The organism is Micromonospora sp. CA-248260, assembly GCF_050942205.1.
In the GTDB taxonomy this organism is placed as follows: domain Bacteria; phylum Actinomycetota; class Actinomycetes; order Mycobacteriales; family Micromonosporaceae; genus Micromonospora; species Micromonospora antibiotica.
In genome coordinates, this window is record NZ_CP192021.1 from 1,282,250 (window position 1) to 1,308,469 (window position 26,220).

22 protein-coding genes and 3 tRNA genes are annotated in these 26,220 nt (G+C 72.1%); 13 read left to right on the forward strand and 12 right to left on the reverse strand.

Features of this window, described 5'->3' with window-relative positions; genetic code table 11:
* Nucleotides 1-55: 55 nt before the first annotated feature.
* The 3 genes from ACQP2H_RS05980 to bcp form a co-directional block, all read right to left on the reverse strand.
* Nucleotides 56-141: transfer RNA gene (locus ACQP2H_RS05980), tRNA-Leu, on the reverse strand.
* 5 nt (nucleotides 142-146) lie between these two features.
* Nucleotides 147-1,049, reverse strand: a complete 903-nt coding sequence (locus ACQP2H_RS05985) for a helix-turn-helix domain-containing protein (protein ID WP_433231504.1) — start codon at nucleotides 1,047-1,049, stop codon at nucleotides 147-149.
* A gap of 31 nt (nucleotides 1,050-1,080) precedes the next feature.
* The gene (gene bcp / locus ACQP2H_RS05990; RefSeq protein ID WP_219467731.1) at nucleotides 1,081-1,557 is read right to left on the reverse strand and encodes a thioredoxin-dependent thiol peroxidase; all 477 of its coding nucleotides are present in this window, start codon (nucleotides 1,555-1,557) and stop codon (nucleotides 1,081-1,083) included.
* Nucleotides 1,558-1,860: 303 nt separating this feature from the next.
* Between bcp and ACQP2H_RS05995 the strand changes: the two genes are divergently transcribed.
* From ACQP2H_RS05995 to ACQP2H_RS06010, 4 genes are read left to right on the forward strand one after another with little or no spacing between them, the layout of a single operon-like run.
* Nucleotides 1,861-2,580, forward strand: coding sequence for an energy-coupling factor ABC transporter permease (locus ACQP2H_RS05995; RefSeq protein WP_219467734.1), 720 nt, complete (start codon nucleotides 1,861-1,863; stop codon nucleotides 2,578-2,580).
* Nucleotides 2,577-2,990 carry a PDGLE domain-containing protein gene (locus ACQP2H_RS06000; RefSeq protein ID WP_208567418.1) on the forward strand — a complete coding sequence of 138 codons (414 nt, stop codon included), beginning with the start codon at nucleotides 2,577-2,579 and terminating at the stop codon, nucleotides 2,988-2,990. The genes ACQP2H_RS05995 and ACQP2H_RS06000 overlap by 4 nt, the downstream gene beginning before the upstream one ends.
* A gap of 14 nt (nucleotides 2,991-3,004) precedes the next feature.
* Nucleotides 3,005-3,775 carry a cobalt ECF transporter T component CbiQ gene (gene cbiQ / locus ACQP2H_RS06005; RefSeq protein WP_219467737.1) on the forward strand — a complete coding sequence of 257 codons (771 nt, stop codon included), beginning with the start codon at nucleotides 3,005-3,007 and terminating at the stop codon, nucleotides 3,773-3,775.
* Nucleotides 3,772-4,536 carry an energy-coupling factor ABC transporter ATP-binding protein gene (locus ACQP2H_RS06010; RefSeq protein WP_357534729.1) on the forward strand — a complete coding sequence of 255 codons (765 nt, stop codon included), beginning with the start codon at nucleotides 3,772-3,774 and terminating at the stop codon, nucleotides 4,534-4,536. The genes cbiQ and ACQP2H_RS06010 overlap by 4 nt, the downstream gene beginning before the upstream one ends.
* Before the next feature lie 122 nt (nucleotides 4,537-4,658).
* Here the strand turns inward: ACQP2H_RS06010 and ACQP2H_RS06015 are convergent, their stop codons facing one another.
* From ACQP2H_RS06015 to ACQP2H_RS06030, 4 genes are read right to left on the reverse strand one after another with little or no spacing between them, the layout of a single operon-like run.
* Nucleotides 4,659-4,913: a hypothetical protein gene (locus ACQP2H_RS06015; RefSeq protein ID WP_433231509.1), complete on the reverse strand. Its 255-nt coding sequence runs from the start codon at nucleotides 4,911-4,913 to the stop codon at nucleotides 4,659-4,661.
* Nucleotides 4,832-5,752, reverse strand: coding sequence for a hypothetical protein (locus tag ACQP2H_RS06020; protein WP_433231511.1), 921 nt, complete (start codon nucleotides 5,750-5,752; stop codon nucleotides 4,832-4,834). Before ACQP2H_RS06020 ends, ACQP2H_RS06015 begins: the two co-directional genes overlap by 82 nt.
* Nucleotides 5,749-6,465, reverse strand: coding sequence for a thioredoxin domain-containing protein (locus tag ACQP2H_RS06025; RefSeq protein ID WP_219467742.1), 717 nt, complete (start codon nucleotides 6,463-6,465; stop codon nucleotides 5,749-5,751). Before ACQP2H_RS06025 ends, ACQP2H_RS06020 begins: the two co-directional genes overlap by 4 nt.
* Nucleotides 6,458-6,985: a MauE/DoxX family redox-associated membrane protein gene (locus tag ACQP2H_RS06030; RefSeq protein WP_219467745.1), complete on the reverse strand. Its 528-nt coding sequence runs from the start codon at nucleotides 6,983-6,985 to the stop codon at nucleotides 6,458-6,460. Before ACQP2H_RS06030 ends, ACQP2H_RS06025 begins: the two co-directional genes overlap by 8 nt.
* 337 nt (nucleotides 6,986-7,322) lie before the next feature.
* Between ACQP2H_RS06030 and ACQP2H_RS06035 the strand changes: the two genes are divergently transcribed.
* Both ACQP2H_RS06035 and ACQP2H_RS06040 read left to right on the forward strand, forming a co-directional pair.
* Complete coding sequence (locus tag ACQP2H_RS06035) at nucleotides 7,323-8,978, forward strand: copper resistance CopC/CopD family protein (protein ID WP_357015899.1); 1,656 nt, start codon at nucleotides 7,323-7,325, stop codon at nucleotides 8,976-8,978.
* A gap of 17 nt (nucleotides 8,979-8,995) precedes the next feature.
* On the forward strand, nucleotides 8,996-9,727 hold the full coding sequence (locus tag ACQP2H_RS06040; RefSeq protein ID WP_219467748.1) for a YcnI family copper-binding membrane protein: 732 nt from the start codon (nucleotides 8,996-8,998) through the stop codon (nucleotides 9,725-9,727).
* A gap of 230 nt (nucleotides 9,728-9,957) precedes the next feature.
* Here the strand turns inward: ACQP2H_RS06040 and ACQP2H_RS06045 are convergent, their stop codons facing one another.
* Nucleotides 9,958-11,217: a glycosyltransferase family 87 protein gene (locus ACQP2H_RS06045; RefSeq protein ID WP_433231516.1), complete on the reverse strand. Its 1,260-nt coding sequence runs from the start codon at nucleotides 11,215-11,217 to the stop codon at nucleotides 9,958-9,960.
* A gap of 106 nt (nucleotides 11,218-11,323) precedes the next feature.
* Between ACQP2H_RS06045 and orn the strand changes: the two genes are divergently transcribed.
* Both orn and ACQP2H_RS06055 read left to right on the forward strand, forming a co-directional pair.
* Nucleotides 11,324-11,881, forward strand: a complete 558-nt coding sequence (gene orn / locus ACQP2H_RS06050) for an oligoribonuclease (RefSeq protein ID WP_244252394.1) — start codon at nucleotides 11,324-11,326, stop codon at nucleotides 11,879-11,881.
* A 99-nt stretch (nucleotides 11,882-11,980) separates the two neighbouring features.
* A tRNA-His gene (locus ACQP2H_RS06055) sits at nucleotides 11,981-12,053 on the forward strand.
* A gap of 206 nt (nucleotides 12,054-12,259) precedes the next feature.
* Here the strand turns inward: ACQP2H_RS06055 and ACQP2H_RS06060 are convergent.
* The gene (locus ACQP2H_RS06060; RefSeq protein ID WP_219467753.1) at nucleotides 12,260-13,555 is read right to left on the reverse strand and encodes a L,D-transpeptidase; all 1,296 of its coding nucleotides are present in this window, start codon (nucleotides 13,553-13,555) and stop codon (nucleotides 12,260-12,262) included.
* Between the two features lie 172 nt (nucleotides 13,556-13,727).
* Nucleotides 13,728-15,002 (reverse strand): L,D-transpeptidase, encoded by a 1,275-nt coding sequence (locus ACQP2H_RS06065; RefSeq protein ID WP_219467756.1) that lies wholly within the window; start codon nucleotides 15,000-15,002, stop codon nucleotides 13,728-13,730.
* Between the two features lie 187 nt (nucleotides 15,003-15,189).
* On the opposite strand from ACQP2H_RS06065, the gene ACQP2H_RS06070 reads away from it, so the two are divergent.
* A tRNA-Lys gene (locus tag ACQP2H_RS06070) sits at nucleotides 15,190-15,265 on the forward strand.
* A gap of 196 nt (nucleotides 15,266-15,461) precedes the next feature.
* Here ACQP2H_RS06070 and ACQP2H_RS06075 read toward each other — a convergent pair.
* On the reverse strand, nucleotides 15,462-17,516 hold the full coding sequence (locus tag ACQP2H_RS06075; RefSeq protein ID WP_357534719.1) for a hypothetical protein: 2,055 nt from the start codon (nucleotides 17,514-17,516) through the stop codon (nucleotides 15,462-15,464).
* Nucleotides 17,516-18,259: a hypothetical protein gene (locus ACQP2H_RS06080; protein WP_433233458.1), complete on the reverse strand. Its 744-nt coding sequence runs from the start codon at nucleotides 18,257-18,259 to the stop codon at nucleotides 17,516-17,518. The genes ACQP2H_RS06075 and ACQP2H_RS06080 overlap by 1 nt, the downstream gene beginning before the upstream one ends.
* A gap of 345 nt (nucleotides 18,260-18,604) precedes the next feature.
* Here ACQP2H_RS06080 and ACQP2H_RS06085 point away from each other — a divergent pair, with 345 nt between their 5' ends.
* The 4 genes from ACQP2H_RS06085 (at nucleotide 18,605) to ACQP2H_RS06100 (ending at nucleotide 26,086) form a co-directional block, all read left to right on the forward strand.
* Entirely contained in the window at nucleotides 18,605-22,054 is a 3,450-nt protein-coding gene (locus ACQP2H_RS06085) for a DEAD/DEAH box helicase (RefSeq protein WP_255599066.1), read from the forward strand.
* A 235-nt stretch (nucleotides 22,055-22,289) separates the two neighbouring features.
* On the forward strand, nucleotides 22,290-23,945 hold the full coding sequence (locus ACQP2H_RS06090) for a glycoside hydrolase family 44 protein (RefSeq protein ID WP_219467920.1): 1,656 nt from the start codon (nucleotides 22,290-22,292) through the stop codon (nucleotides 23,943-23,945).
* A gap of 140 nt (nucleotides 23,946-24,085) precedes the next feature.
* Nucleotides 24,086-24,739, forward strand: a complete 654-nt coding sequence (locus ACQP2H_RS06095) for a hypothetical protein (RefSeq protein ID WP_219467923.1) — start codon at nucleotides 24,086-24,088, stop codon at nucleotides 24,737-24,739.
* A gap of 84 nt (nucleotides 24,740-24,823) precedes the next feature.
* Nucleotides 24,824-26,086, forward strand: a complete 1,263-nt coding sequence (locus ACQP2H_RS06100; protein WP_433231521.1) for a DUF6357 family protein — start codon at nucleotides 24,824-24,826, stop codon at nucleotides 26,084-26,086.
* The last annotated feature ends 134 nt before the right edge of the window (nucleotides 26,087-26,220 follow it).

Sequence of the window (26,220 nt, forward strand, 5' to 3'; positions counted from 1 at the left end):
CTGCTGCGCCGACGCGTCGTGCGCCCGCGATCGTGACCCTCCCGACAGGGTCGTGTGGTGCGGGAGGGGGGACTTGAACCCCCACGTCCTTTCGGACAATAGGACCTAAACCTACCGCGTCTGCCATTCCGCCACTCCCGCTCGCGTCAGAGTTTAGAGCGTCGCGCGGAAACGGTGGAGAGCCCGGCCCGGCGCAGGATGTTCGATACCGTCCCGTGACTGACGACGTAGGTGTCGCCGGTCGCCTCGCGGATGAACGCGGTGAGTTTCCGTGGTCCCAGATCGGGACGGGCCAGTGCGTACCGGAGGACGGTTTCCTGGTGCGGCGAGCCGCTGCGCGGTCGGAGCGGGGCGGCGGCGGTGCCGGTGGTGGCGAGCCGGTGGCGGAGCCGGGTGACGTGGTTGCGGTGGCAGCCGATCCGCCGGGCCGCCTCGCTCGGCCCGATGACACCCGCCTCGACCTGTCGGATCACCTCCGCGACCCGCTCCGCGTCGACAGGTGCCGGGGCTGGTGGACGGTACGCGGCCGGCGGCGGGACGGCGACGTCGGGCACCGCACCGGACTGGCGGGCTCCGCCGCCGGACCGGTGACGCCCGGCGTAGGTCGGGGTCTGGCTGTGACAGTTCGGGCAGAGCAGCCGTAGGTTCGGCGGCCGGTTGTCGAGGAAGTCGCCGCTGAGGTGGTCGACGTGCAGGGTCAGCGGCCGCCCCTGCCAGACGGGGTTGGTGCCGCACCCCTCGCACTCGTCGGGAACGCCGATGTCACGCAGCGCAGCCTTCAGGCGGGCGCCCGGCACCCGTCGGGAACCCGCCGGCAGTGGCCGCAACACCTGGACCGACGGGGTACGCCGCCCGGACGGTCGGCCACCCCCGCCCGGACGGCGGGTGAAGTGCGAGGTGTCGATGCCCAGCCGCTTGAGCTGACGACTGATGTGCGCGTGTGAACCACCGCTGAACCGGACCCCGAGAACGCGCAGGACGTCGGCGATGCTGCGGGACTGCGCCGCCGCCTGGGCGAGCATCTCCGGCGTGTACCTGTATCGGGTCATGCGCGCACAGTAGCGACGAGGTGTGACGCGTTCAGTCGAGGCCGAGGTCGCGGCGCAGCTTGGCGACGTGGCCGGTCGCCTTGACGTTGTAGAACGCGTGCTCGATCTTTCCGTCCGGGTCGATGACGAAGGTGGACCGGATCACCCCGGTCACCGTACGGCCGTAGGACTGCTTCTCGCCGAAGGCGCCGTACGCGGTGAGCACCGCCTTGTCGACGTCGGCGACCAGCGGGAAGGTGATGGCGTCGCGCTCGCGGAACTTCGCCAGCTTGGCGGGCTGGTCGGGGGAGATGCCGACCACCTCGTAACCGGCGGCCTGGAGCGAGGCGAGCGAGTCACGGAAGTCACAGGCCTGTTTGGTGCAGCCGGGGGTCATCGCGGCCGGGTAGGCGTACAGGATGACCCGGCGACCGCGCAGCGCGGCCAGGGCGAGCGTCTCCCCGGTGTCGGTGGGGAGGGTGAAGTCGGGGGCGGGGTCGCCGGGGGCGAGCCGGTCGGGCGCGGTCATGGCGACGACCCTACCGTCGGGGGGTGACGTGCCGGCTGATCCCCGCCGGGGCGCCCGGGACGTGGTGGCGGTCCCCTGGGCCGTTCGGGCCGGCTGGTGCTCCGGGCCGGCCGGTGCACCCGGCGGGCGTGCGGAAGCCGGTTCTTCGGGACGACCCGCATGGTCCGGTGTTCCACCCGCGTGGGCGGGGCCCGGGCGGCCGGGCGATGGCCCGGTGGTGAACGACGCAGTGCCTTGTTGCCGCATCTTGGCAACAACAGCCAGCGGGAAATAGGCTGGGCACGCCGGCCGACTGGAGGTCATGTGGAAACCCTGGCGATGCACATCTCGAACGGGATCATCAACGGTCCCGTCGCGGGCGTCTTCGCGGCCGTCGCGCTGGCCGCCCTGACCTTCTGCGTGCTGCGCGGCCGACGTGACCTGGACGACCGGCTCGCGCCGATGGCCGGCCTGGTCGCCGCGTTCATCTTCGCCGTGCAGATGCTCAACTTCCCGATCTTCACGGCCGGGGTCTCCGGTCACCTGCTCGGCGGCGCGCTCGCCGCCCTGCTGGTCGGCCCCTGGGTCGGCGCGCTCTGCGTGTCGGTGGTGCTGATCGTGCAGGCCCTGGTCTTCGGCGACGGCGGCGTCGCGATGCTCGGCCTGAACATCACCAACATGGCGCTGCTCGGCACCGCGGCGGCGTACCTGCTGATCGCCGGCCTGCTGCGGGTGCTGCCCCGCACCCCCACCGGCCTGGCGGTGACCGCCTTCGTCTCGGCGTTGGTCAGCGTGGTCGTCGCCTCCCAGGGGTTCGTCGTGCAGTACTGGCTCGGCGGCACCACCGACCTGGGCGGCAACCTGACCGGCCTGGCCGGCACGATGGCCGGGGTCCACCTGCTGATCGGCATCGGCGAGGGGCTGATCACCGCGACCACGGTCGCCACCGTGGCCAAGGTCCGACCCGATCTGGTGTACGCGTTGCGCGCGCTGAAGCCGGCGACCGTGCCGGCCCCTGTCCCGGCTGTCGGAGGTGCCCGGTGAGGAAGCGTTCCTGGGGTTTCGTGGCGGTCGGCCTGCTGGTCGCCCTGGTGTTGGCCGGGGTGGTCAGCAACTACGCCTCGTCGCACCCCGACGGTCTGGACTCGTCGCTGCTCAAGGGCTGCACGGTGAACGCCGACGACGAGATCACCGGCGGTTCCTGCCCGGCCCGGCAGGCGAAGGACCATGAGCTGGCCGACAGCCCGCTGGCCGACTACGGCATCCGGGGCGTGGACAACGGCTTCCTCTCCACGGGCCTGTCCGGGGTGGTCGGGGTGCTGCTCACCTTCGCCGTCGGTGGTGGCCTGTTCTGGCTGCTGCGTGGTCGCCGCCCGGCCGGCGGTGACGGTCAGCCGGCCGGCACCGACGGCGGCGCGCGTGACGACCGGCAGCCCGCCGGCACCGCCGGCTGACCGGGCGGTACGACGTGGGTGCCGGACACGCGCACGTGCTCTACCGGGACACCCCCTCCCCGGTGCACCGGCTGGCGCCCGAGGTGAAGATCGCCGCGATGGTGCTGTTCACCATCGCCGTGGTGGCCACCCCGCGCGAGGCGTTCTGGGCCTTCGGCGGGTACGCCGTGCTGGTCGCCGTCGTCGCCGCACTGGCCCGGGTCGGCCCGCGCTGGCTGCTGCTGCGCGCCACGATCGAGGTGCCGTTCGTGCTGTTCGCGGTCGCCCTGCCGTTCCTCGGGGCGGGCGCGCGCACGGAGTTCGTTGGGTTGAGCCTGTCGGTGGACGGCCTGCACGGGGCGTGGAACATCGTCGCCAAGGGCACCCTGGGGGTGCTCGCGTCGCTGCTGCTGGCCGCCACGACCACCACCCGGGACCTGATCGTCGGCCTGGACCGGCTGCGCTGCCCGCAGATCATCACCCAGATCGCCACGTTCATGCTGCGCTACCTCGACGTGCTGGTCGGTGAGGCCCGCCGGATGCGGGTGGCCCGGATCTCCCGGGGCGACGACCCGCGTTTCCTGTGGCAGTTGCGCGGCTTCGCCGCCGGGGTGGGCGCGTTGTTCCTGCGGGCCTTCGAACGTGGTGAGCGGGTCTACCTGGCGATGCTCTCCCGGGGCTACACGGGGCGGATGCCGGCGGTCTGGCAGGGGTCCGGCGCGGCGACCGCCGGGCAGTGGGTGGCGGCGGCCACGGTGCCGCTGGTGGCGGTGACGATCGCCGCCACCGCCGTCGTCCTGACATGATCGGGTACGTGCAGACCGCTGTCTCCCTCGACGTCCGTGGCGTCCGGTACGCGTACCCGGACGGTCACGTCGCCCTGGCCGGGGTGGACCTGGCCGTGCCGCGCGGTGGGCGGGTGGCCCTGCTCGGCCCGAACGGCGCCGGCAAGACCACGCTGGTGCTGCACCTCAACGGCATCCTCACCCCGACCGAGGGGGTGGTGAGCGTGGGTGGGCTGACGGTGTCCCGGGACCGGGACACCCTGGCCGAGATCCGTCGCCGGGTGGGCATCGTCTTCCAGGACCCGGACGATCAGCTCTTCCTGCCCACGGTGGCCGAGGACGTGGCGTTCGGCCCGGCCAACCTGGGGTTGCGCGGGGCCGAGCTGGCCGCGCGGGTGGATGAGGCGCTGACCGCGGTGGGGATGGCCGAGCACCGGGACCGGGCACCGCACCACCTGTCGTTCGGGCAGCGTCGTCGGGTGGCGGTGGCCACCGTGCTGGCGATGCGCCCGGAGATCCTGGTCCTCGACGAGCCGTCGTCCAACCTGGATCCGGCGGCCCGCCGGGAGCTGGCCGGGATCCTGCGTGCCCTGCCGGTGACCCTGCTGATGGTCACCCACGACCTGCCCTACGCGGCCCAGCTGTGCGAGCGGGCGGTCATCCTGGACGCCGGCCGGATCGTCGCCGACGCCCCCACCGCCGACCTGCTCGCCGACGCGGAGCTGCTCTCCCGCCACCGCCTGGAACTGCCCTACGGCTTCCACCCCCGACCGATCGGCTGACCAGCGCCGACAGGCGACCCCCCCGCGCTGCGGTGGGGGCGGGTTCGGTGCCGGCCGGCGGGGCCCACCGGCGGCGGCTCGGGTCCCGGGCCGGACGGCGACGGGGCACCCCGGGTCGCCGGTCAGGTCCGGGCCGGGTCGGCGGCGGGTCGGGGCGCGGCGGCGCGGGTGGCGGCGTGCAGCCGGAGCAGGCCGGCGGCGACCGCGCCGACCCCGGCTACCAGCACCCCGGTCAGCAGCACCCGCGCGACGCCGCCGGACCAGGGCGCGGGGGCGACGGCGCGGGACAGCACGGTCAGGTTGGCGACGCCGACGACAAGGGTGAGGCACGCCCCGGCCAGCGCGAGCACGAAGTCGGCGGCGGGCCGGCGGGCCAACGCCCACCCCCGGCGGCCACCGCACCCAGCCCGGTCAGCAGCGGCCAGAGCTGCCCGGCGGCCAGCCCGAGCAGCACCCCGCCGACGCCCTGCGCCCCGGCGTCCAGCTCCCGGCCCAGCACCAGGGCGACGGCGGCGGCACCACCGAGGGCGAGCACCGCGCCGACGCCGCGCAGCGCCCGGGTCCCCGCGCCGGTGCCGGCCGGCAGCAGCCCCGCCGCGCCGACCAGCAGGACGCCGAGGGTGGCGGCCACCCACCACGGGTACGGGTCCGGCGGCGGCACCCAGTCGAGGGTGCCGCGCAGCTCGACCGGTTCGTCGCCGTCGCGCAACGGCACCGTCCAGTCGCGGACCCGGTGCTCCCGGCCCGGGTCGGCGGCCACCGGGGCGGGCACCCCGGTCTCCCGCCACAGGGCCCGCTGGTCGTGCCAGCGGACCCGCCTGTCGTCGCCGATCCGACGCCACTGCGGGGCGGCGGCCGGGTCGGCGGTGGCGGGCAGCGCGGTGTCCCCGGCCAGGGTGCGGTTGAGGTACGTGGCGGGGGAGCGGACGTTCTCGTACACCCCGCCCGGCCCGACCCGCAGGTACGGCTCCCCGGAGTAGCCGATCACCTCGACGTCCCGGTCGGAGTGGTTGACCAGTTCCAGCCGGGCACCCGCCTCGACGGCCCGCGCGGTCAGCCCCGACCGGGCCGGGGTGATCCCCGTCACCGTGGTGCGGTAGTCGGTGCCGTCGGGGGCGTCCGCCCCGTGCGCGTACGCCGGTGCGGCGCAGCCGATCAGGCCGAGCAGTACGGCGGCGAGCAGCAGGACGGCCCGCCGCAGGGGTGCCGGGGTCACTTGCCGGCCGCCTCCACCGCTGCGGTGATGCCGGCCGGGCTGCGGTCGGACACGGCGGTGCCGTTCACCTTGAGGGTCGGGGTGCCGGTGACCCCGTCCTTGCTGGCGTCTTCGGTGACGTGTTCGGTCCACGCCGTGTACGTGCCGTCCTTGACGCAGGAACCGAAGTCGTCCCTGTCGAGCCCGACGCCCGCGCCGATGTCGATCAACTGGTCGTTGCTCAGCCCGGCGCTGCCCTCCGGCGGCTGCTGGGCGAAGAGCGCGTCGGTGAACTCCTTGAACTTGCCGCCCTTGGCGGCGCAGCCGGACGCGGCCGAGGAGCGGGTGGAGTATTCGGTGGTGGAGAACCGGTTGAGGTAGGCGACCGGGTGGAAGACCACCTTGGCCTTGCCGGAGGAGACCAACTGGTTGATGGTCTCCCCGCTGGTCTGCTGGAACTCCTTGCAGACCGGGCAGAGGTAGTCCTCGTAGAGGTCGATGGTGACGGGCCCGGTGCCGAGCACGACGCCGGTGCCGGCGTCGTTCGCCCCGGGCGGTGCGGTGAAGGTGTCCGACTTCTGGCTGGAGTAGACGCTCCACCCGATCAGGCCGGCGATCACCAGCAGCACCACCGCGCCGGCGGAGGTCCAGAGGGTCCGCTTGCGGCGCTTCTCGCGGGCGAGCTGCTCGCGGACGACCCGCGCGGCCTGGTTGCGTTCCTTGCGACTACTCATCGTCGTCCTCCTCCACGGGTGGGTCGCCCGCGAGCCAGCCGTCCACCGAGTACGGGCTACGGGGCCAGATCAGCAGGAATCCGGCCAGCGCCAGGAATCCCAGGTCCCGGAGGATCTCCGGGAGGTAGCTCGGGGCCTGGCCGGCGGCGAGCTGCCCGCCGCTGCCGAAGCACCCGCAGTCGATGGCCAGGCCGCGCGCCCAGGCCGAGGCGATGCCGGCGATGAAGACCACCAGCAGCGCGGCGGAGATCCCGGCGCTCAGCCGGGTCGCCAGCCCGGCGAGCAGGAGCAGGCCCAGCGCCAGCTCCACGAACGGCAGCGCGGCCCCGATCGCCGTCGCCACCTGGTAGGGCATCACCTGGTACGCGTTGACGGCCCGTCCGGAGGCGGCCAGGTCACCGACCTTGGCCCCACCGGCGAACAGCCAGACGGCGGCCAGGCCGAGCCGGGCGGCGAGGCCGAGCCAGGGCCGGACGACGGGCCAACGGCCGGCGGGGGTACGCGCTGCGGTCACGCCCATTGGTCGTACCGCCCGGTCGGTGGGTTCCCCGGGGTGGGTGGTCGCCGGGTCGCCGGTGGCCGGTGGCCGGTCAGCGGGCCGTCACCGGTGGTGGTGGAGGGGGCGCGGTGGGCGGGGATCACGACTAGCCACGCTACGCGGCGTGGCGGGGAGGGGCAGGGTCCTTCGACCCTTTGAATGGTCCCGCTCACGCCGGGAACTTTTCCCCACCGCCGAACGACTACCCGTTCATGACGTCCCACCACCTACGGCAGGCGCCCCGGCCGCCGTGGACGCGCCGTGCCGTCGTGGGGTGGCCGGGTGGGCGTATCGGCCTCCGGTCAGCGAGCATGGCGGGATGAACGCCGTCGATCGTCGCTGGCTGGCCCGCGCGGGTGCCGCCGCCGGCCTGCTGATCACCCTCGTCGCCCTGTTGCTCGCCCCGGCCGGGCCGGCGAGCGCCCACGCCGTGTTGTCCAGCAGCAGCCCGGTGGCCTCGGCGGTGGTGCCGAGCGCCCCGTCGGAGGTGGTGCTGACGTTCAGCGAGTCGGTCCGCAAGGTGCCCGACAAGGTGCGGGTCATCGCCCCGGACGGTTCCCGGGCGGATCGGGGCGAACCCCGCTTCGAGGGCTCGGTGGTGACGATCGGGGTGGACCCGGCCGGACCGCAGGGCACCTACCTGGTCAGCTACCGGGTGATCTCCGCCGACAGCCACCCGGTGTCCGGTGCGTTCACCTACTCGGTGGGGGCGCCGTCGACGCCACCGACCGACGCCGGCTCGGACAGCCGGGCCGACCCGGTGGTCGGGGTCGGCGTGAAGGTGACGAAATACCTGGGGTACGCCGGTCTGCTGCTGGTGGTGGGTCCGGCGCTGGTGCTGGCCGCGCTCTGGCCGCTGCGGCTGTCCCGGCGGGGGCCTGCCCGGCTGCTCTGGTCCGGGGTGGGGCTGCTCGCCGTCGCGACGGTGGCCGAGGTGTGGATGCAGGTGCCGTACACCGCCGGTGGGGGGTTGTTCGACGTCACCGGGGAGGGCCTGTCCGAGGTGCTGGGCAGCGGGTACGGCACCGCACACCTGATCCGGCTGGGCCTGCTGGCGGCGGCGGTGTTCCTGCTCCGGCCGCTGACCCGGGGGCCGGTGGGGCGTACCGACGGGATCATCCTGACCGGGCTGGGGGTGGCCGGGTTGTTCACCTGGCCGTTGGCCGGGCACCCGGCTGCCTCCCCGGCACCGGCGGTGTCGGTGCTCGTCGACGCGGTGCACCTGGGCAGCATGGCGGTCTGGTTGGGCGGGCTGGTGATGCTGGCCGGGTTCCTGCTGCGCCGGGCCGACGAGCGGGAGCTGGGGGCGATCCTGCCGATCTGGTCCCGCTGGGCGGCGCTGGCGGTGGCGGCGTTGCTGCTGGCCGGCGTCGTGCAGGGGCTGATCGAGGTGGGCACCGTCGCGGCCCTCACCGGCACCACGTACGGCCGGCTGCTGCTCGCCAAGATCGGGCTGTTCGCGCTGGTGGTGGGGGTGGCCGCGTACTCCCGACAGTTGGTGCGACGGCGGACCGCGGCGGCCCGGCCGGTGCCGGTGCGGCGCGCGGTGTGGGTGGAGTTGGCGATCACCGCGGTGATCCTCGGCGTCACGGCGACCCTGGTGCAGACCCCGCCGGCCCGGACCGCCGTCGACGGTGGATCCGGCGCCGACGCCGGCTACTACTCGACCACGCTGACCAGCCCGCTCTTCTCGCTCCAGGTGGAGCTGGACCCGGCCGAGCGGGGCAACAACTCGATGCACCTGTACGCCTACACGCCGGACAACCGCCCGCAGCCGGTGGTGGAGTGGAAGGCCACCGCCGCGTTGCCCTCGGCCGGGGTGGAACCGATCGACATTCCGCTGCTCAAGCTCACCGACAACCACGCGACGGGGGAGTTCAGCTTCCCGTCGGCGGGCCAGTGGCAACTGCGTTTCACGGTCCGTACGTCCGACATCGACCAGGCTACGGTGACCGCCACCGTGCCGATCAAGTAAGGAAGGGCCCGTCCCCGATGATCCGTATCCGGCGCTCCGCATCCGCCGCCGCGCTCACCCTCGCCGCCATCACCGCCACGGTGCTCGGCTTCACCGGGCCGGCCGCGGCGCACGTCACGGTCAACCCGAAGGAGGCGACCCAGGGCGGCTACGGCCGGTTCGCCATCCGGGTGCCCAACGAGAGCGACACCGCCTCCACCGTCAAGATCGAGGTGAACCTGCCGGAGAACGCCCCGGTCGGCTCGGTCTCCACGATGCCGGTGCCCGGGTGGACGGTGGCGGTGGAGAAGCGCAAGGTGGACCCGCCGATCGAGGTGCACGGCAGCCAGCTCACCGAGGCGGTGTCCAAGCTGACCTGGACGGCTGCCGCCGGTGGGGGCGTCAAGCCTGGCGAGTTCCAGGAGTTCCCGATCTCGTTGGGTCCGCTGCCGCAGGTGGACAAGATGGTCCTCAAGACGCTCCAGACCTACTCCGACGGCAACGTGTCGCGCTGGATCGAGGAGCCCACGCCGGGCGCGGAGGAGCCGGAGAACCCGGCGCCGGTGCTGACCCTGACCGCGGCGGCCGGGTCGCCCTCGGCGGCCCCGGCGGCGGGTGCGCCGGCCGCGAAGGACGACGACGATGACGACGACTCGGGTTCGATCGCGGTCGTGCTGGGTGTCGTCGGTCTGCTGGCGGGGCTCGGTGGGCTGGCCCTCGGCGGGTTGGCCTTCGCCCGGACCCGGCGGGAGCCGACGCCGAAGTCCTGACCCGTTCCACCGCGCACCGGCCCGTCGGACCTGTCCGGCGGGCCGGACGCGTCGTGCGGTGGCGTCGGACGGGCGTGGACGCGGTGGCGTCGGACGGACGTGGACGCGGTGACGGCCCTCCGCGCTGCCGACGCGGAGGGCCGTCTTCACCGGGGGATCGGTGCGCTGCGAGCCATGACTGGCTGACACCAGATTACCGCTAAAAGTCGGATAGTGGAATATCTGTCCCTTTATGGGGTCGGTCGACCGGTCGACCGCCGCTCCCGTCGGATCGGCAGCAGCACCAGCAGCAGCAGCGCCAGCAGCACGTACGCGTTGCGCAGCAGGAACTCCCAGGGGGTGTCCGTGCGGGCCGGCGCCACCCCCCAGTCGTAGAACGAGACCACCCCGTAGACGATCACCAGGCCGGTGCCGGTGGCGAGGGTGAGCAGCCGGCGACGGCGTCGCGCCCCCGCCTCGGTCTCCCGGTCGGCGTCGAGCGCGGCGTCCACCAGCACCACCACCGCCGGAATGAACCAGTAGATGTGGTGGGTCCAGGTGATCGGGCTGACCAGTCCGCCGACCAGTCCGGTGAGGGTGAGCCCGGTCAACCAGTCGCCGGCCGCGGCGGCCCGGGCCGCCCGCCACAGCCCGTACCCGAGGATCGCCACGACCAGCACCAGCCAGAGCAGCCGGTTCGGCTCCTGCGGCGCGTCGATCCGGCTGAGCAGCCCGAACAGCGACTGGTTGCCGGTGTAGTCGGTGCGCCCGACCCGGTCGGTGGCCCACAACTCGTGGGTCCAGAACCGCCACGAGTCGCGGGGGGCCACCGCGGCGGCCAGCAGCGTCGCCGCCGCCGCCGTGACACTCGCCACCACGGCCGCCCGCCAGCGCCGGGTCACCAGCAGGTAGACGATGAAGATGCCCGGAAAGAGCTTGAGCGCCGTGGCCAGCCCGACGCCCACCCCGGCCCACCGTCGCGCCTGCGGTACGGCGAAGAGCAGGTCGGCCAGGATCAGCACCACCAGCAGCATGTTGATCTGACCGAAGGTGATCGTCTCCCGGGTGCTCTCCACCGCGAAGACCAGCAGCACCGCCACGGTGAGCGCGAACGTCCGGTGCAGACCGTGCCGCTCGATCACCGGCAGCACCAGCCAGCGGGTGGTGACCACGACGGCGACGCAGGTCAGCACGGTGAAGATGACGATCGTCAGGCCCAGCGGCAGCACCCCGAACGGCCGCAACAGCAGGGCACTGAACGGCGGGTACGTGAAGTACAGCTCACCCTGCACCCGGTCGGGCTGCACGTAGTCGTAGAGCGGATGCCCGGACGCCCACCAGTCCATCGCCCGCATGTAGATCTTCAGGTCGAAGAAGTCGTGCACCAGGCCCGGCAGGTAGAGCGCCGGCAGCACGGCCGCCAACGCCACCACCGTGACGACCCGGCGGGCCGTACGGCTCCGCTGGTCCTCCGGGGCGTTGACGGGGGAAGCGACGGATTCGGCGGGCACGGGGAAACCCTAGCGGTCCCACCCCGCGACAGTGCCGAGGCGCGGGCACCTGGGCTGCGCGTAGTCTGTCCCGGTGGCTGACCTTCTCGTCTGGATCGACTGTGAGATGACCGGGCTCGACCTCGGTAGCGACAAGCTGATCGAGGTGGCCGCACTGGTCACCGACCCCGACCTCAACGTGCTGGGTGAGGGTGTGGACGTGGTCATCCACGCCGACGAGGCGGCCCTGGAGGCGATGCCGGAGGTCGTCCGCACCATGCACGCCAAATCGGGTCTCACCGAGGAGGTGCGCCGCTCCACCGTCACCCTCGCCGAGGCTGAGGACCTGGTCCTGGAGTACGTCACCAGCCACGTGAAGGACCCGCGTACCGCGCCGCTGTGCGGCAACTCGATCGCCACCGACCGGGGCTTCATCGCCCGGGACATGACCCGGCTCGACGCCCACCTGCACTACCGCATGATCGACGTGTCGTCGATCAAGGAACTGTGCCGGCGCTGGTACCCCCGGGTGTACTTCGGCCAGCCGCGCAAGGGGCTGGCGCACCGGGCCCTGGCCGACATCCAGGAGAGCATCCGGGAGTTGGAGTACTACCGGCGCACCCTGTTCGTGCCGCTGCCCGGCCCGGACGTCGAGACGGCGAAGGCGATCGCGGCACAGCTCTAGGCCGGTGCCGGCCGGCCGGCGGAACCCGCTGGACGGCCCCCGTCCGGGTGTGGCTATTATTAGTCCGCACCCGCCCGGGAAACCGGCGCGGACGGCATGGTGGCTGTAGCTCAGTTGGCAGAGCACCGGGTTGTGGTCCCGGTTGTCGTGGGTTCAATTCCCATCAGTCACCCGGTTGGTGGATCTGCTCCACCGCAGCTCAGGCCCCCTCAATCGAGGGGGCCTGAGTCGTTGTAGGGGGCCAGGGGCTGGCCCGGCGGGCAGCACACCCCGCACGCGGACCGGCCCCCGCCTGATGACGGGGGCCGGTCGTGGAAGATCGGCGTGGGCCGGTCGGTCAGGACCCGGCTGGCCGGCTGCGGTCGGTCAGGGCGTCGGTCAGGGCGTCGGCTCGGCGCTCGGCGTGGCGGTGGCCCCGTCGGGGGAGGCGTCGGTGTCCGGCTGCCCGGCGTCCGGGTCGTACGGCAGGGCGCTGCCCTTGACGTACTGGTCCCAGCTCATGTTCCAGTCGGTCCAGCCGTTGCCGTTCTGGAGCTTGCGTTCGGTGCCCTTGACCGTGATCGGGTCACCGATCTTGGTGTTGGCGAACAGCCAGGCACCGTCCTTCATCGACACGTTGACGCAGCCGTGCGACACGTTCGTGGTGCCCTGCTGACCCTCCGACCAGGGGGCGGCGTGGATGAACTCGCCACCCCAGGTGAGCCGCTGGGCATAGTCGATCTTGGTGCGGTAGCCCTCCTCCGGGCCCAGCTCCTCCATCGTGTCGAAGACCGTCTTGCGGAGCTTCTCGATCACCACCATCGTCCCGCTGGACGACGGGGTGCTCTTCTTGCCCAGGCTGACCGGGATCGTCTTGACGACCTTGCCGTCCTTGGTGACGGTCATCCGCTTGGTCTTGTTGTCGACCTGCATCACCACCGACGGGCCGACCTTGACGTCCACCGTCAGGTCGGACCGGCCGTACCAGCCGCCGCCCATCGGCAGCCCGCCGGCCCGCACCTGGTACGACACCGTGGTGCCCGACTGCCAGAACTCCTTGGGCCGGTAGCGGACCTCGGTGGGGCTGACCCAGTGCCAGACGCCCTCCTGGGCCGGGGTGCTGGTGACCGTCATCCGGCGCTGCACGTCGTCGCGGTAGTCCTCCGGCACGGCCCGACCGAACTTCACGATCAGCGGCATGGCCACCCCGACCACCTGGTTGTCACCGAGGAAGCTGGTGACCCGCACCTGCTTGTCCGGCTTGGCCATCACCGTGAAGGCACTGGTGGCCGTCGCCGGCTTGCCGTCCTCACCGGTCGCCGTCACCGTGGCGGTGTACTTCTCCCCGTACTCCAGGGTGCCGTCGGGGAGCCAGCTCGCGCCGTCCGCGGCGAGCTTGCCCTCGACGGCCTTGCCGGCGGCGTCGGTGAGCGCGACGGTGGTGTCCTTGGCATCCTTGGCGGTGAAGACGATGCCGGTGGAGGCCGGGACGTCGGTGGCGTCGGCCTTCGGTTCGGTGATCGTCGCGCTGGCCTTCGGCGCGGCCTCCTCGCCGCCGCCCTGCCAGCTCGACGGCTTGTCGCCGCCCGAGCCGGTGCAGGCGGAGGTGAGGGCCAGCGCCGCGGCGAGGACCCCCGCCGCGAGCACCCGGCGGCGACCGGTACGCCCGGTCAGGTGGTCCTGGACAACTCGCATGATTCCCTCACAGTCGTGGTCCCCGATGTCCCATCGTCCCTCACAGACGCGGCGGCACGCCCGTCGGTTGCGAAGGGTGAACTGAAACACGCCGCCGAGCGGGGTGCGATGACGATGGGTCACCGGCCCGTGCCGCTCCGGGTCGGCGACCTGCGTCGACCCGGAGCGGAGGTCAGACCAGCGGACCCGAGCCGCCCTGTGGAACCGGCAGCGCGCTGCCCTTGACGAACTCCGCCCAGGTCAGGCTCCACGCCGTCCACCCGTTACCCGCTTCGAGCTTGCGTGGGGTGCCCTTGACCGTGATCGGGTCGCCCACCTTCGTCTGGGAGAAGAGCCACCTGCCCATCGCCATCGACACGTTGACGCAGCCGTGCGAGACGTTGCGCCGACCCTGCACCCCCTCGGACCACGGTGCCGCGTGGATGTACTCGCCGCCCCAGGTCAGCCGTTGGGCGAAATCGATCTCGGTGCGGTACTGGTTGGCGGGGTCCGGCTCGTCCATCGTGTCGAAGACGGTCTTCTCCTTCTTCTCCATCACCACCATGGTGCCGCTGGAGGAGGGAGTGCTCTTCTTGCCCAGGCTGACCGGCAACGTCTTGATCAACTGGCCGCCCTGGAACACCTCCATCTGCTTGGTGGCGTTGTCCACCTTCATCTCGAAGGCCCGCCCGATCTTGGCGGTCGCCGACCGGTCCACGTTGCCGTACCGGCCGTTGCTCAGCGGAATCCCGGCCAGCGCGATCCGGACGCTCAGCGTCGTCCCCGGCTGCCAGTACTCCGGCCCCCGGTAGTACGCCTGGGTGCCGCTGGACACCCAGTGCCAGGCACCCGGCTGCGGCGGATCAGTCTTGACGAACATCCGCTTCTGGACGGCTGCCCGGTCCTTCTGCGGAATGCCCGGACTGAACTCGGCCACCACCGGCATGGCCACGCCGTAGGTCCGGTCGTCGAAGAGGTAGAGGCCGGAGCCGATCATCGAACTCGGCTTGGCCATCGTGGTGAACGTGCTCACCCCCTGCCGGGGCTGGCCGTCGGCACCGGTGCCGATCACCGTGGCCTTGTACTTCGTGCCGTACTTCAGTGCCGACGACGGCACCCAGGAACTGCCGTCCAGCCGCAGCTTCCCGCCGACCTGCTTGCCGTCACCCGTCGTCAGGGTGACCGAGGAGACCTTCCCGCCGCCCGGGAGGTCGGCGCTGATCTCGGTGCTGACCGGTCTGCCCTTCGCCCCGTCGGCCGGACTGACCGCCAGGCCGTCCGCCACCGGTGCCGACGGCGACGCTCCGCCGGACTGCGCCGGGGTCACCGCCTCGGCGCTGGGCGAAGCCCCGGTGCCGCCGACGAACTCGGCTTCCTTCTTCTGGTCGCCGCCGCAGCCGGCCAGAGCCAGCGACGCCGCCAGGACGAGAGCGCCCGCCATCGCCCCGCCCCGCGTGAACCTGCCCATCCCCACCTCTGTTCTCGCGTACCTGGCGGACATCGTGCCCCATGTCGGCCACCAGCTCGATGCCGGAAGCTCTCCGGTGGGGGGATCTGAAGCCTTTTGCCCGTTAAGCTCGCCCGAAGAGTGGAGCCGGGTATCGGATTGGAACCCCGCTCATGGCCCGTGCTAGTGTTCTCTCCGTTGCCAACGAGCGCCGCTAGCTCAACTGGCAGAGCAGCGGACTCTTAATCCGCGGGTTCGGGGTTCGAGTCCCTGGCGGCGCACCACCAAAAAGGCTCTGACCTGGGGTTTCACCCTGGGTCGGAGCTTTTTGGCGTTTCTGTTCATGGCACGGTGTCTCGGTGGGTGCTCGGGAGCCGTTGGACCGTTCCGTGCCCGCGTGGACCGGGGCCTACATCGGTGCACCTGGCGCTCCGGCCGGGCGGGCGTTTTCGATTGCTGGCTTCGCACCAGGTGGGGCGGTCACCGGGGATGCTCGGCCAGCCGGTCGCGGAGCCGGGGGTGCCGGAACTGGTACGTGGCACCGACCCGCCGCAGCACGCCCCGGTCGACCGCGTCGTCGAGGAAGGCCATGGTCCGCCACGGCAGGTGCCCCCGGGTCGCGAGGACGGCCCGGGCGACCGTGTACCTGGCCCAGGCGCCAGCGCCGATCCAACCGATGATGAACGCGGTCGCGGCCAGCATCGGGCGGACGGTGCCGAGCAGGATCGCCGGCGTCGCGCCGAGCAGGATCGCCGGCGGCACGACCATCAGCCCCGCCGCCCGGTCGCCGCGCAACGTCGAGGTCGGACTGACGGCGCGGGACGGGTCGGCAGGTACCACGAGTTCCCGGGTCAGGTCGCGTTCTCTGCGCCGCCGGGTCTGCCGGACGAGTAGGGCGGCTGCCGTCAGCAGCAGGAGCACGCCCGCCGTGATGACCAGCGGACCGGCCCCCGGCACGGTCAGCAGGACCAGCCCCGCCAGCAGCGGCACGGCCAGCTTGGTGGTGGAGACGAGGACGTACCAGAGGGTGGCCCGGAGCCGGCGGAAGCTCATCTTCGTGCGGTACGGGGTCTCGCTGGCGACCCAGCCCAGCCTGGTGCGGGCCCGCCGGCTCGCCCCGATCAGGCCCAGGAGCGTCCCCATCGCCAGGCCGGCGGTCAGGCTGTGTCCGAGCCCGAAGAACAGTCCGTAGAGCGCGATGAGCAGCGGGGTCCACAGGGTTCGTTGGTGCTGGATCGCCCGGTCGAGTCGCCACCAGGCGATCTCGTGGGTGCCGTTCTGGCGCAGATGCCGGGCCAGGAAGACCAGCGCCCGTTCCACCTCCTGACGGTGCCACCGTTCGTCGGAGTCCCGGCGGCTGGTCGGGGTCGGCTCGGCCGGATAGACCGCCGGCAGCAGACCGTCGATGAGATGGTCGGCGATGGCGTCCCGGCCCGGAAAACGGGCCCGGTCGCCCAGCTCGTGCGGATCGGCGACGGTGGTGGCCGGGTCGGCGGTGACGGTCGTGGGTGTCGCTGTCGGGTAGCTGGTGCGGGCCAGCCAGGCCATCAGCGGCGTCCGCAGGGCCTGGGCGAGCGGGGCGTCCGGTTCGTTGGCCAACTCGGCGAAGGCCCGGTGCCACCGCCCGGTTCCGCCTGCGGGGGCGAGGTAGTCCCGGACCTCGGTCAGCCTGAGGGGCAGCACCTCCACCACCGCAGCCCCGGACAACCCGCAGCCGGCGATCCGGACCGCGCCCTCGTACGGCTCGATGCGGCTGGTCACCACCAGCGGTTCTCCCGTGCCGAGGCTGTTCAGCTCGCTGAGCGCTGTGCCGAGCAGCCCGTCGCCGATCATGTCCAACCCGTCAAGGACCGGCAGCACCAGCCGACTCTCGATCAGGTGGGTGGCCATCGTCCGACGGGTGCGCGAGCGGCCCGGGGCCGGTGTCCCCAGGTGGGGATGGTCCTGGGTCAGCCGCTGCGCCATCCACTCCCGCAGGTGCTGCTCGCCCGGGTGCCAGGTGTCGGCGGGCAGCAGCACCGGGACCGGCTGGCCGGCCAGGCGTTCCCGGAGCAGACCGCGCACGAGCCGGGTGGCCAGCACGGTCTTGCCCGCCCCGGCCGTACCCAGGATCACCAGCCGGCGGTGCGGTAGCCGCCGGGCGAGAAGACCGGCGAGGTCGTCCAACCCGCCAGCCGGGAGCTGGTCGTCGGTGACCCCGATGGACGACCAGTCGACGTCGGCCATCGCCGAGCCGGCGGCGGCGGTCACCGCCCAGCGGACGGGCAGCGGGCGTCGCAGCACCTGGCTGCGCTCCTCGTCCCGCCGTCGCTCGGTCTCCACCTGTCCCGCCAGGGCCTCCAGGGCCTTCGACACCAGCACGTCGTCGGCGTGCGTGGGCGGGGCGCTCCGGTAGCTGACCTGGTTGACGATGTTGTGGTCACCGAAGGCGGCCGGCCCGTGGGTGGTGATCCCGGAGTAGCTGGCCTGGTGGATGCCGGTGCCCGGCCCGGGTGACGGTGCCACCTGGTCGGTGCGGGGACGGTCCTGCGCCATCACCAGGGCCGGTGCGGGGTCGCGCTGCCGGCGGAACCGTACGTGGTGATCACGTTGCCGTTGCCGAACGCCGTCGGCCCGTGCGCCGTGATGTGCTGGAAGGTCTGACCGCCGGCGGAGGGCTGGACCGGGGTGGTGGCGGGGGAGGGCTGTTCTGCGGCGGCGTTCTCGCCAGGCAGGTGGATCCAGGCGACGGCGTCGAAGCTCTTTTCCGGCAGGCTGGCGGTCACCCGCAGGAAGTGCTCTGGCCGCAGGTCACCGTAGTGCCGGACGACATCCTGGTAGAGCCGGTCCGACACGATCAGTGCGACCTGCGCCTCGGGAAACCGTCGCAGGGTGGCCTTGAGCTGTGGAGAGTCGACCAGTCGGCAGGCCGTGACGACGGCCTCGCCGGGAAAGCCGTTGTGGCCGTCGAGGTGGACCAGGCCCTCGTGGACGCCGATCCGTAGTCGGATGCGGGCCTCGGGGGCCAGTCCATGGTTGTGCTCGCGGAGCAGCCGGTCCACGGTCGGTGCCAGTCGGGTCACGATCGTCCGCTCACTGGTGCCCTGCGGCAGGATCGCGAGCTGCCCGTCGCCGCTCGGCTGGACCAGCCAGCCATCCGGGCGTAGGCCCAGCTCCTCCCGGGCCCGCTGCATGATCCTCGGCAGGGCCTGCTGGACACGCCACTGGAGCACGTTGTCCCGCCCGCTGTACCGCTCCACGTCCACGGTGAGGACGAGATGCCGGCTCGGGTCCGCGATGTCAGACACCCATTCACCCTCCGCTGGCACACCGGTCGGTCGGTTCGTTTCTACCATCCCGAGGCGAAAGCGAATCCCCCAACAACGAGGCTTTCATCGTGCCGGGCCCGGTCACGATGGGCGCGGAGGAAAACTGGTGTCCACACAGGACTCGGGACTTGACGACAAGGACGGAGTCGACCGAGATCCGGTGCCCCCGTACGAGCCTCATCGGGTGCCCGTCGGCGTTCTGCGAACGATACGATCCTCCGCCCGGGCACGATCTGATCGACGATCGGAGTGGTGTTGCGACGGAGCGCGCAGGCCGCACAGGCAGAGGTTGTCAGGTTCTGGCGAACCGTGGAGATGTTCAGTCCGCAGAGCGTCGAGCGGGTCAGCCGGGACCGGTTGGTCTTCGCGGTCCAGCCGGGACAGCCGTTGCCGTGGGAGGCGGGTCACGAGCTCTCGCGGTGGAAGCTGCGCCCGAACCAGACGTGGCGACACGTCGTGTATCTGGGCATCCACCGTCTCGACGAACTGTTCGGGGTGCTGTCCCGGATATTCGAACCGGACCCGGACAGCTACGACGAAAGGCCGGCGGGGGAGAGCGCCGTCGTCGCCCTGACGGTCGACGAGCAGGGGCACGTGTTGCTCGACTCGCTGGTGCTGTCGAGCTGCGCCTGGGCGACCGGCCGGTTGGTGCGGGACAGGCGTGCCAGAGGCGACTGGCTCGCGCGGTTCGAGTCCGCCACCGCGGATCTCCACGAGTCGCTTCAGGAGTTGGTGACCGTGACCACCGACGGTACGGAGGACTGTGCGCCGCAGATGGTCCCGCGGGTGGTGGACCACGGCCTGCTCGCCGACTGCCTGCGTCTGGCCCTGGGGGTGGCCGGGATCGGCGCAGCCCTACCCTGTACCGACATCCGGATCAAGAGCCAGATCGTGGCCCGTCGCAACCCGGACAGCGCCGCGGGCCACGCGTTTCTCAACAGCTTCATCATGTACGACCTGGAGCGGGTCGCAGGAAAGATCGCCAAGGGTGAGGTCGGCGTCGCACTGCGCGACTATCTGCAGCCCGAGGCCGATCTCGCCACCGCCGGCCGGGTGGACGTGTGCGACCGTGTCGACGCCGTGTTGGCGGCGACGGCACCAGCGGTGGTGCCGGCGGGGCGGTGGCCCAGCCATCCCGAGCACGCGCTCGCGCTCAACCAGCAGGTGGCCGTCTGCACCGCGCTGGGCATGACCGCCGGGATTCTCGGCGTCAACGGCCCGCCGGGCACCGGCAAGACCACGATGCTGCGCGACCTCGTCGCGGCGCTCGTCGTCGAGCGGGCCCGGCGGCTGGCCGCGCTGACCGATCCGGCCCGGGCGTTCACCGGACGGCAGCTCCGCTGGAGCACAGGACAACGTACGCGGGTCGTCGACGTGTGGCAGCCCGACCTCACGGGCTTCGAGATGGTTGTCGCCTCGGCCAACAACGGTGCCGTGCAGAACGTCACCGACGAGATTCCCGCCGCTGACGCGATCGATGACTCGTGGCGGGAACGGGCGGCGGCGGCCGACTATTTTCCCGACATCGCCACGGCACTGTTGGCCGGTCAGCCGGATGCCGAGCAACCGCAGGTCGGCGAGCGGGCATGGGCCCTGGTCGCGGCGCGGCTGGGGAACAAGGCCAACCGGAGCCGGTTCGTCAACACGTTCTGGTACCACACCCCGGACGAGCCCCGGAAGGGAGCCAGCGACGAGGGCCACATCTGGTCCGGCCTGCTGTCGGTGCTGAAAGGGTACGAGCAGACGGGCCCGGAGGTCCCGTGGTCGACTGCGGTGTCGCGGTTCCGTGCCGCGCAGGCACGGGTCGAGGCGGTGCGTACGAAGCGGGCCGAGGTGTACCGCGACGTCGAGCGCCGGGAGCATCCCGAGCTCCACCTTGCCGAGCTGCGGCACGCCGTGAAGGTGGCGGCGGGTTCGGTCGAGTCGGCACGGCGTCGCCACGGGGTGGCGTTGGACACCGAGCGCGAGCGGGTGGCCGAGGCCGACCGGATCGCGTCGGCCCTCCAGGCCGAGGCCGAACGGGACGCCCGCCGTCGCGCGGCGGCTGCCGACCAGACCCTCGCGACGGCCGAGCGTCAGGTCGAGCACCTGAGCACCGGCCGCAGGGCCACCGCCGAGCGGGCCCTGTGGTCGAGTGAGGCGGAGCTGAGCCGGTGGTTGACCGCGCAGGCGGCGCACCAACGGGTGCGGCCCGGCCCGTGGGAGTGGTTGCGTACCCTCGGCGAGGCACGACGGCGCTGGTCGTACCACGACGGTCAGCTCCTGGCCGGGGTCCGGCAGGCCCAGGTCGCGCTGGACGCGGCCCGGGCGGAGCGGGCTGCCGTGCAGGTGGAGATCGACGTGGTGCAGCGGGCGGTGGACACCGCCCGGCGGCAGGCGGACGAGATCCGACGCATGCTGGCGGCGGGCATACCCAAGCCGCGGGTCGACCACGCGCCGCTGACCGCGGCCAGGCGGACGGTGGCGTCGGCGGAACAGGAACTCTCCACGGCCGTCCAGGCCCACCGCGCGGCCGAGGACGCGATCCGGGCGGCCGAGGCCGACCTCTCCACCCTCCAGGCGCGGCTGAGGCGGGCTGCGGGCGCGCTCGGCCGGCACTTTCCCGACCCCGAATGGCACGCCGACCGCCAGCGCCGGGAGTTGGCGGCGCTCTGGACCGACCGGGAGTGGAACGAGGCGCGTAGCGACCTGTTCCTGGCGGCCCTGGCGCTGCACAAAGCGTTCCTGCGACACAACGCCACCCGGCTGCGACGCAACCTGCAGGCTGCGATGGATCTCGTAGGCGGCGACGCCCCCACCGATCTGGCCCCCGATGCGGCGCTGGCGGCCTGGCAGAGCCTCTTCTTCGTGGTGCCGGTGGTGTCCACCACCTTCGCCTCGTACGCCCGGGTGTTCGGTCACCTCGGCAGGGAAGCGCTCGGTTGGTTGCTCATCGACGAGGCCGGGCAGGCGACACCACAGAACGCGGTCGGGGCGCTCTGGCGCACCAGGCGTGCGGTGGTCGTCGGCGACCCGTTGCAACTGGAGCCGATCACCACCCTGCCGTTCCGCACCGAACAGGCGATCCGGACCGAGCAGGCGGTGGACGAGCAGTGGCTGACCAGCCGTACCTCCGTCCAGCGTCTCGCCGACCGGCTCACGCCGTTGGGCACCTGGCTGGACGGTGACGACGACCCGACCTGGGTGGGTGTGCCGCTGACCGTGCACCGGCGCTGCGACCAGCCGATGTTCAACATCGTCAACCAGGTCGCCTACGGCGGTCTGATGATCGATGGCACCGGCACCGGGGCAGCGGACCGCTTCCAGCTCGTCTACCCGACGCTGCCCCCGTCGAAGTGGATCGACGTCGCGGGCACCGGCGCGCAGGGCCACTGGATTCCCGACCAGGGCCGGCAGCTCGACCGTATCCTCGCCACCCTCGCCGAGCTGGACTTCGACATGTCCGAGGTCATGGTGATCGGGCCGTTCCGGGACGTCGCCCGCGAGGTCGGCAGGCGGGCCCGGCGCTATCCCGGTCTGGTCGCCGGCACCGTCCACACGGCACAGGGCAAGCAGGCCGACATCGTCGTGTTGGTGCTCGGCGGTGCGCCGGACCGGGTGGGTGCCCGCCGGTGGGCGTCGAGCAGGCCCAACCTGCTCAACGTCGCGGTGAGCCGGGCCAAGCGCCGGCTCTATGTCATCGGCGACCGGCAGGCATGGTCGCCGTTGCGCTACTTCAAGGTCCTGTCAGCCGAGCTGCCGCGCCAGGACCCGGTTCGGCCCTAGCTGCCCACAGCCGGCACCCGGACGGCCGAAATGCCGTTGCCCGGTGACCGGGGACGGAGCCGGGCACGGTAGCCGTCGGCCCTTTCCGCCTCCCTGATTGCCGTCCGCATGGCGATGGCGGCAGCAATTAAGATCGTCGCATGTCAATTGAATGAATCGATTGACTTGATCTGGACGACACGTAATGTGGGTGACGGTTCGGCCACTCTGGGCCGATCGGCGGCAGGAGACTCTGATGGGTGTGCGACGACGGCGCAGGCCACGACCGGCCACGGTGATCGGGGTGGCCGGCTCTCTCGTGGTGGGGTTGTTGACCACCCAGGCGGGCGTCGGCCCGGCGGCCGCCGCCGCTGATCTCACCCTGACCGTGGACGTGTCCGCCGCCCGGCACCGGATCAGCCCCGACATCTACGGCATGAACGGCGGAGACCCCGCCCTCGTCGCCGAGCTCGACACGCCGGTGGCCCGCTGGGGCGGTAACGCGAGCAGCCGCTACAACTTCAAGAACCACACCTACAACACGGGTAGCGACTGGTACTTCGAGAACATCGTCGCCGGGCCCGACAACACGGTCGAGGCGTTCGTCCAGCGCAACCGGGACCACGGGACGAAACAGGTGGTCGCCGTGCCGTTGATCGGCTGGGTGGCGAAGGACTCGCCCTCGTCGCACCCGTTCGCCTGCGGCTTCCCTGCCACCCGCTTCCCGGAGCAGGACTCGTTCGACCAGTGGGACCCCAACTGCGGCAACGGTCGGCGTGCCGACGCGAACCTGACCGGCGCGGTTCCCACGGACACCTCCATCCCGGCCGGCGCGTCGTTCGCCGGGGAGATGGTGTCCCATCTCGTGAGCCAGTTCGGCCCGGCGGCACGCGGGGGCGTGAAGATCTACGAACTCGACAACGAGCCGGTCCTGTGGAATTCCACCCACCGTGACGTGCATCCCGAGCCGGTGAGCTACGACGAGTTGGGTGGCAAGGGCACCGCGACCGCCGCTGCCATCAAGGCCGCCGACCCGCATGCGGCGGTGCTCGGCCCGTCCGGCTGGGGATACTGCGAGTGGGTGGCGTCCGGTGTGGACGGCTGCGCGCCGGGTGCGGACGCGGCGGCGCACGGCGGGCTCAACCTCTCCCAGTGGTACCTGAAGAACATGAAGGACTTCAGCGACGCCCATGGCGGGAAGCGCTTCCTCGACTACTTCGACCAGCACTACTACCCGCAGATCAGCGGCGGTAAGGACCCGGATGCCAACGCGCTGCGGCTGCGGTCCACCCGGTCGCTGTGGGACCCGACGTACGTCGACGAGTCGTGGATCGGGCCGGGCGGGGTCAACGCGCCGCCGTTGCAGTTCATCCGGCAGATGAAGGCGTGGGTCGCCCAGCACTACCCGGGCACGAAGGTCGCCATCACCGAATACAACTGGGGTGCGCTGGACGACATCAACGGCGCGCTCGCCCAGGCCGACGTCCTCGGCATCTTCGGCCGCGAGGGGCTGGACCTGGCCACGATCTGGGGCGAGCCGAAACCGACCGACCCCGGCGCGTACGCCTTCCGGATGTACCGGAACTACGACGGCGTCGGCAGCAGGTTCGGCGACGTGAGTGTCTCGGCGGTCAGCAGCGACCAGGGGCAGCTCGCGGTCTATGCCGCGCAGCGCTCGTCCGACCGGGCACTGACCGTGATGGTGGTCAACAAGACGGGCGGTGACCTGACGTCCCGGTTGGCGCTCCCCGGCCTCCGCGGCGGGGACCGGGCGCAGCGGTTCACCTACGGCCCGGCCGACCTCACCTCGATCGTCCGGGGTGCGGATCTCCGGGTGACCCGGGGCGGCGTCAGCGCGACGTACCCGGCGAACTCCGTGACGCTGCTCGTCCTGCCGCAGCGCCGGCACTGAGCGCCCGCCGCCCTGCGCGGGCCGGCGGCTGACCGCCAGCACAGGACCACCGGGCCAGGCATGCCTATGATCAAGGCCGCAGGCATGTCTGCCCTGGTCCACCGCCCGGTGGAGCTGTCACCCGCGAACGAAGGACGCGCATGGCCCGCCCTTACGAGCCCGGACCGAAGCGGTTCGTCTTCACCGCCGGGGACGGCAGTGACGAACACGTCTCGGTGGGTGACCCGCAGGAGGCGTACCTGGCGTTCTCGGCATTCTTCCGGGGGCGGGACTGCGACACCTACACCATCGAGGACGAGGCGGCGGGGCAGCGCGTGGTGCTCATGCCCCGGGCGGGGGTGATCTCCCGGATCAGGCGCGGGGACCAGCCCCGGTCGGAACACCTTCGGACCGACCGGGCCAACCGCTACCTGCCGGGCGCGATGCTGTTCTTCGAGAACGGGTACGGCGGCCTCGACCGCTTCGGCCAGTGGTTCCCCGACCGCGCCGACCTCGACGCGTCACCGGAGGCCCGGGGCGTGGCCCGCGCCGCCACGTTCGCGACGGAAGCGGCGGCGATCGTGGAGGTCGCCCGGATCTGGGCGGACTCGGGCTGCGTCGACCCGAGCGGCGAGTACCACGTCTTCTTCGAATCGCACGGTGTCGACGACGACCGGGCCGAGCGGGCCGAACTGCTCCAGCTGATCGGGTTCCTCGGTCTCGAACGGGTCGACGCCCCGGCCGGGGCCGCCGGGGGCGAGGTCTGGGTGCGGACCGAACCACGCCTCGACGCCGAGTGCGCCAGGTGGTCGTGAGCACCGGGTGCCGGGTGGGTCGCCAGACGCTGGGGACCTCACCCGGTCGGGTCCAGCCGGTACGGTTCCGAGGGGGTGCGAGCGGTGCGTGAGGTCGTCTTCGCGCGCCGTGGCAGCGGCTGGCTTCCGCAGGTGATCCGTGCGAACGGTGCGCTGGAGCTGACGCTCGCCGCCGGGGCCGACGCCAACCACGAGCCGCGGACGTTCACGGTCCCGATCGGCGAGGCCCATCTCGCGGTGATCCGGGAGGACCTGGCCAGACACCTGCTGCTGTGGAGTGCGTTCCTTCCGCTGTGCGACGCCGCCGGAATCGGGGGCGGGCTCGACGAGGAGGCTGCCGTCGCGCTGCTCGACCCGGTCCTGCTGTCCGCGCCCACGGACGTCGACGCGCTCTTCCGGCGCATCCGGTGGGACCGGAGCCGACTCGTCGCCCATGGTGCCGACATCGACCTCCTGGAGCGCGGTCAGGTCTGCGCGGCGATGCGCGGGGCGTCGGAGCAGCCGGACGAGAGACGCGCCCAGGAGCATCAGGCGGCCCGCCGTCGCGCCGAGCGGGCGGTGGTCCTCGGGCCTCTCGATGCGGGGATCCTGCGGTTCACCGGCCAGTACCTGCACGGCGCGACGGTGCCCCGGCGGCTGCCAGATGCCGTCGACCCCGCCCTGCTGCCCCAGGTCATGGGCGTGATCGGCACTGCGGAGCAGGCGTGCGCCGGGATGCGGATCGGCCTCGATCCGCGTCGGGGGAACCGGGCGACGGACAAGCGCGACTGGGAGCGGATGACGGCGACGGTCGACGCGGCCGTACGCCGGGCGTACCCCGAACTCGTCGCTGACGCGGTGCGGTCGGTGAGTTTCCTGATGTGCTCGGAGGCTGCGGACCGCTCCCGGACCGCGCCGGCTGCCGACGACGAGGCTGCCGACGACCACCCCGGGGGCGACGACAGCGCGCGGAAGACCGCCCTGTCGTTCACCGACGACAAGGGCGGCGAGCAGACGTGGCTGCGGGGCGGCCCCCGCACCGCCTCCGCCGCGTTCTGGGACTTCGTCGCCGATCGGTCCGCCGGGGACAACGAGGTGTTCACCATCGAGGACGAGGAGCGGGGCGAGGGGATCCAGCTGCTCTTCTATGCGGACTCCATCGCCCGGATCACGACGGTGCGGCCCGGGGAGGCGGGGTCGGCGCCGCAGTACCGGGTCGAGTACCGCCTGGTCGACGGGATCGGCGGGTACCGGACCCTGGTGGGTGCCTTCGTCCGTGGCGGCTGCGCCGCACTCGACCAGCACGGCCCGTGGACGTCGGATGTCGCCGAGTTCGAACGGTCGCGTCGTCGGCGCGACGACCGGTAGTTCCCGGGGACGTCCACCCCCGCGTCGACAGGGCCGCGACGCCTGGCCCGACCAGCGGACCTGACGCGGTCGCGACCCGGCTGCCAGGTGGGCCACCGCTGGCGGGCCGACCCGCCGCCCGGTCTCTCGGCTGA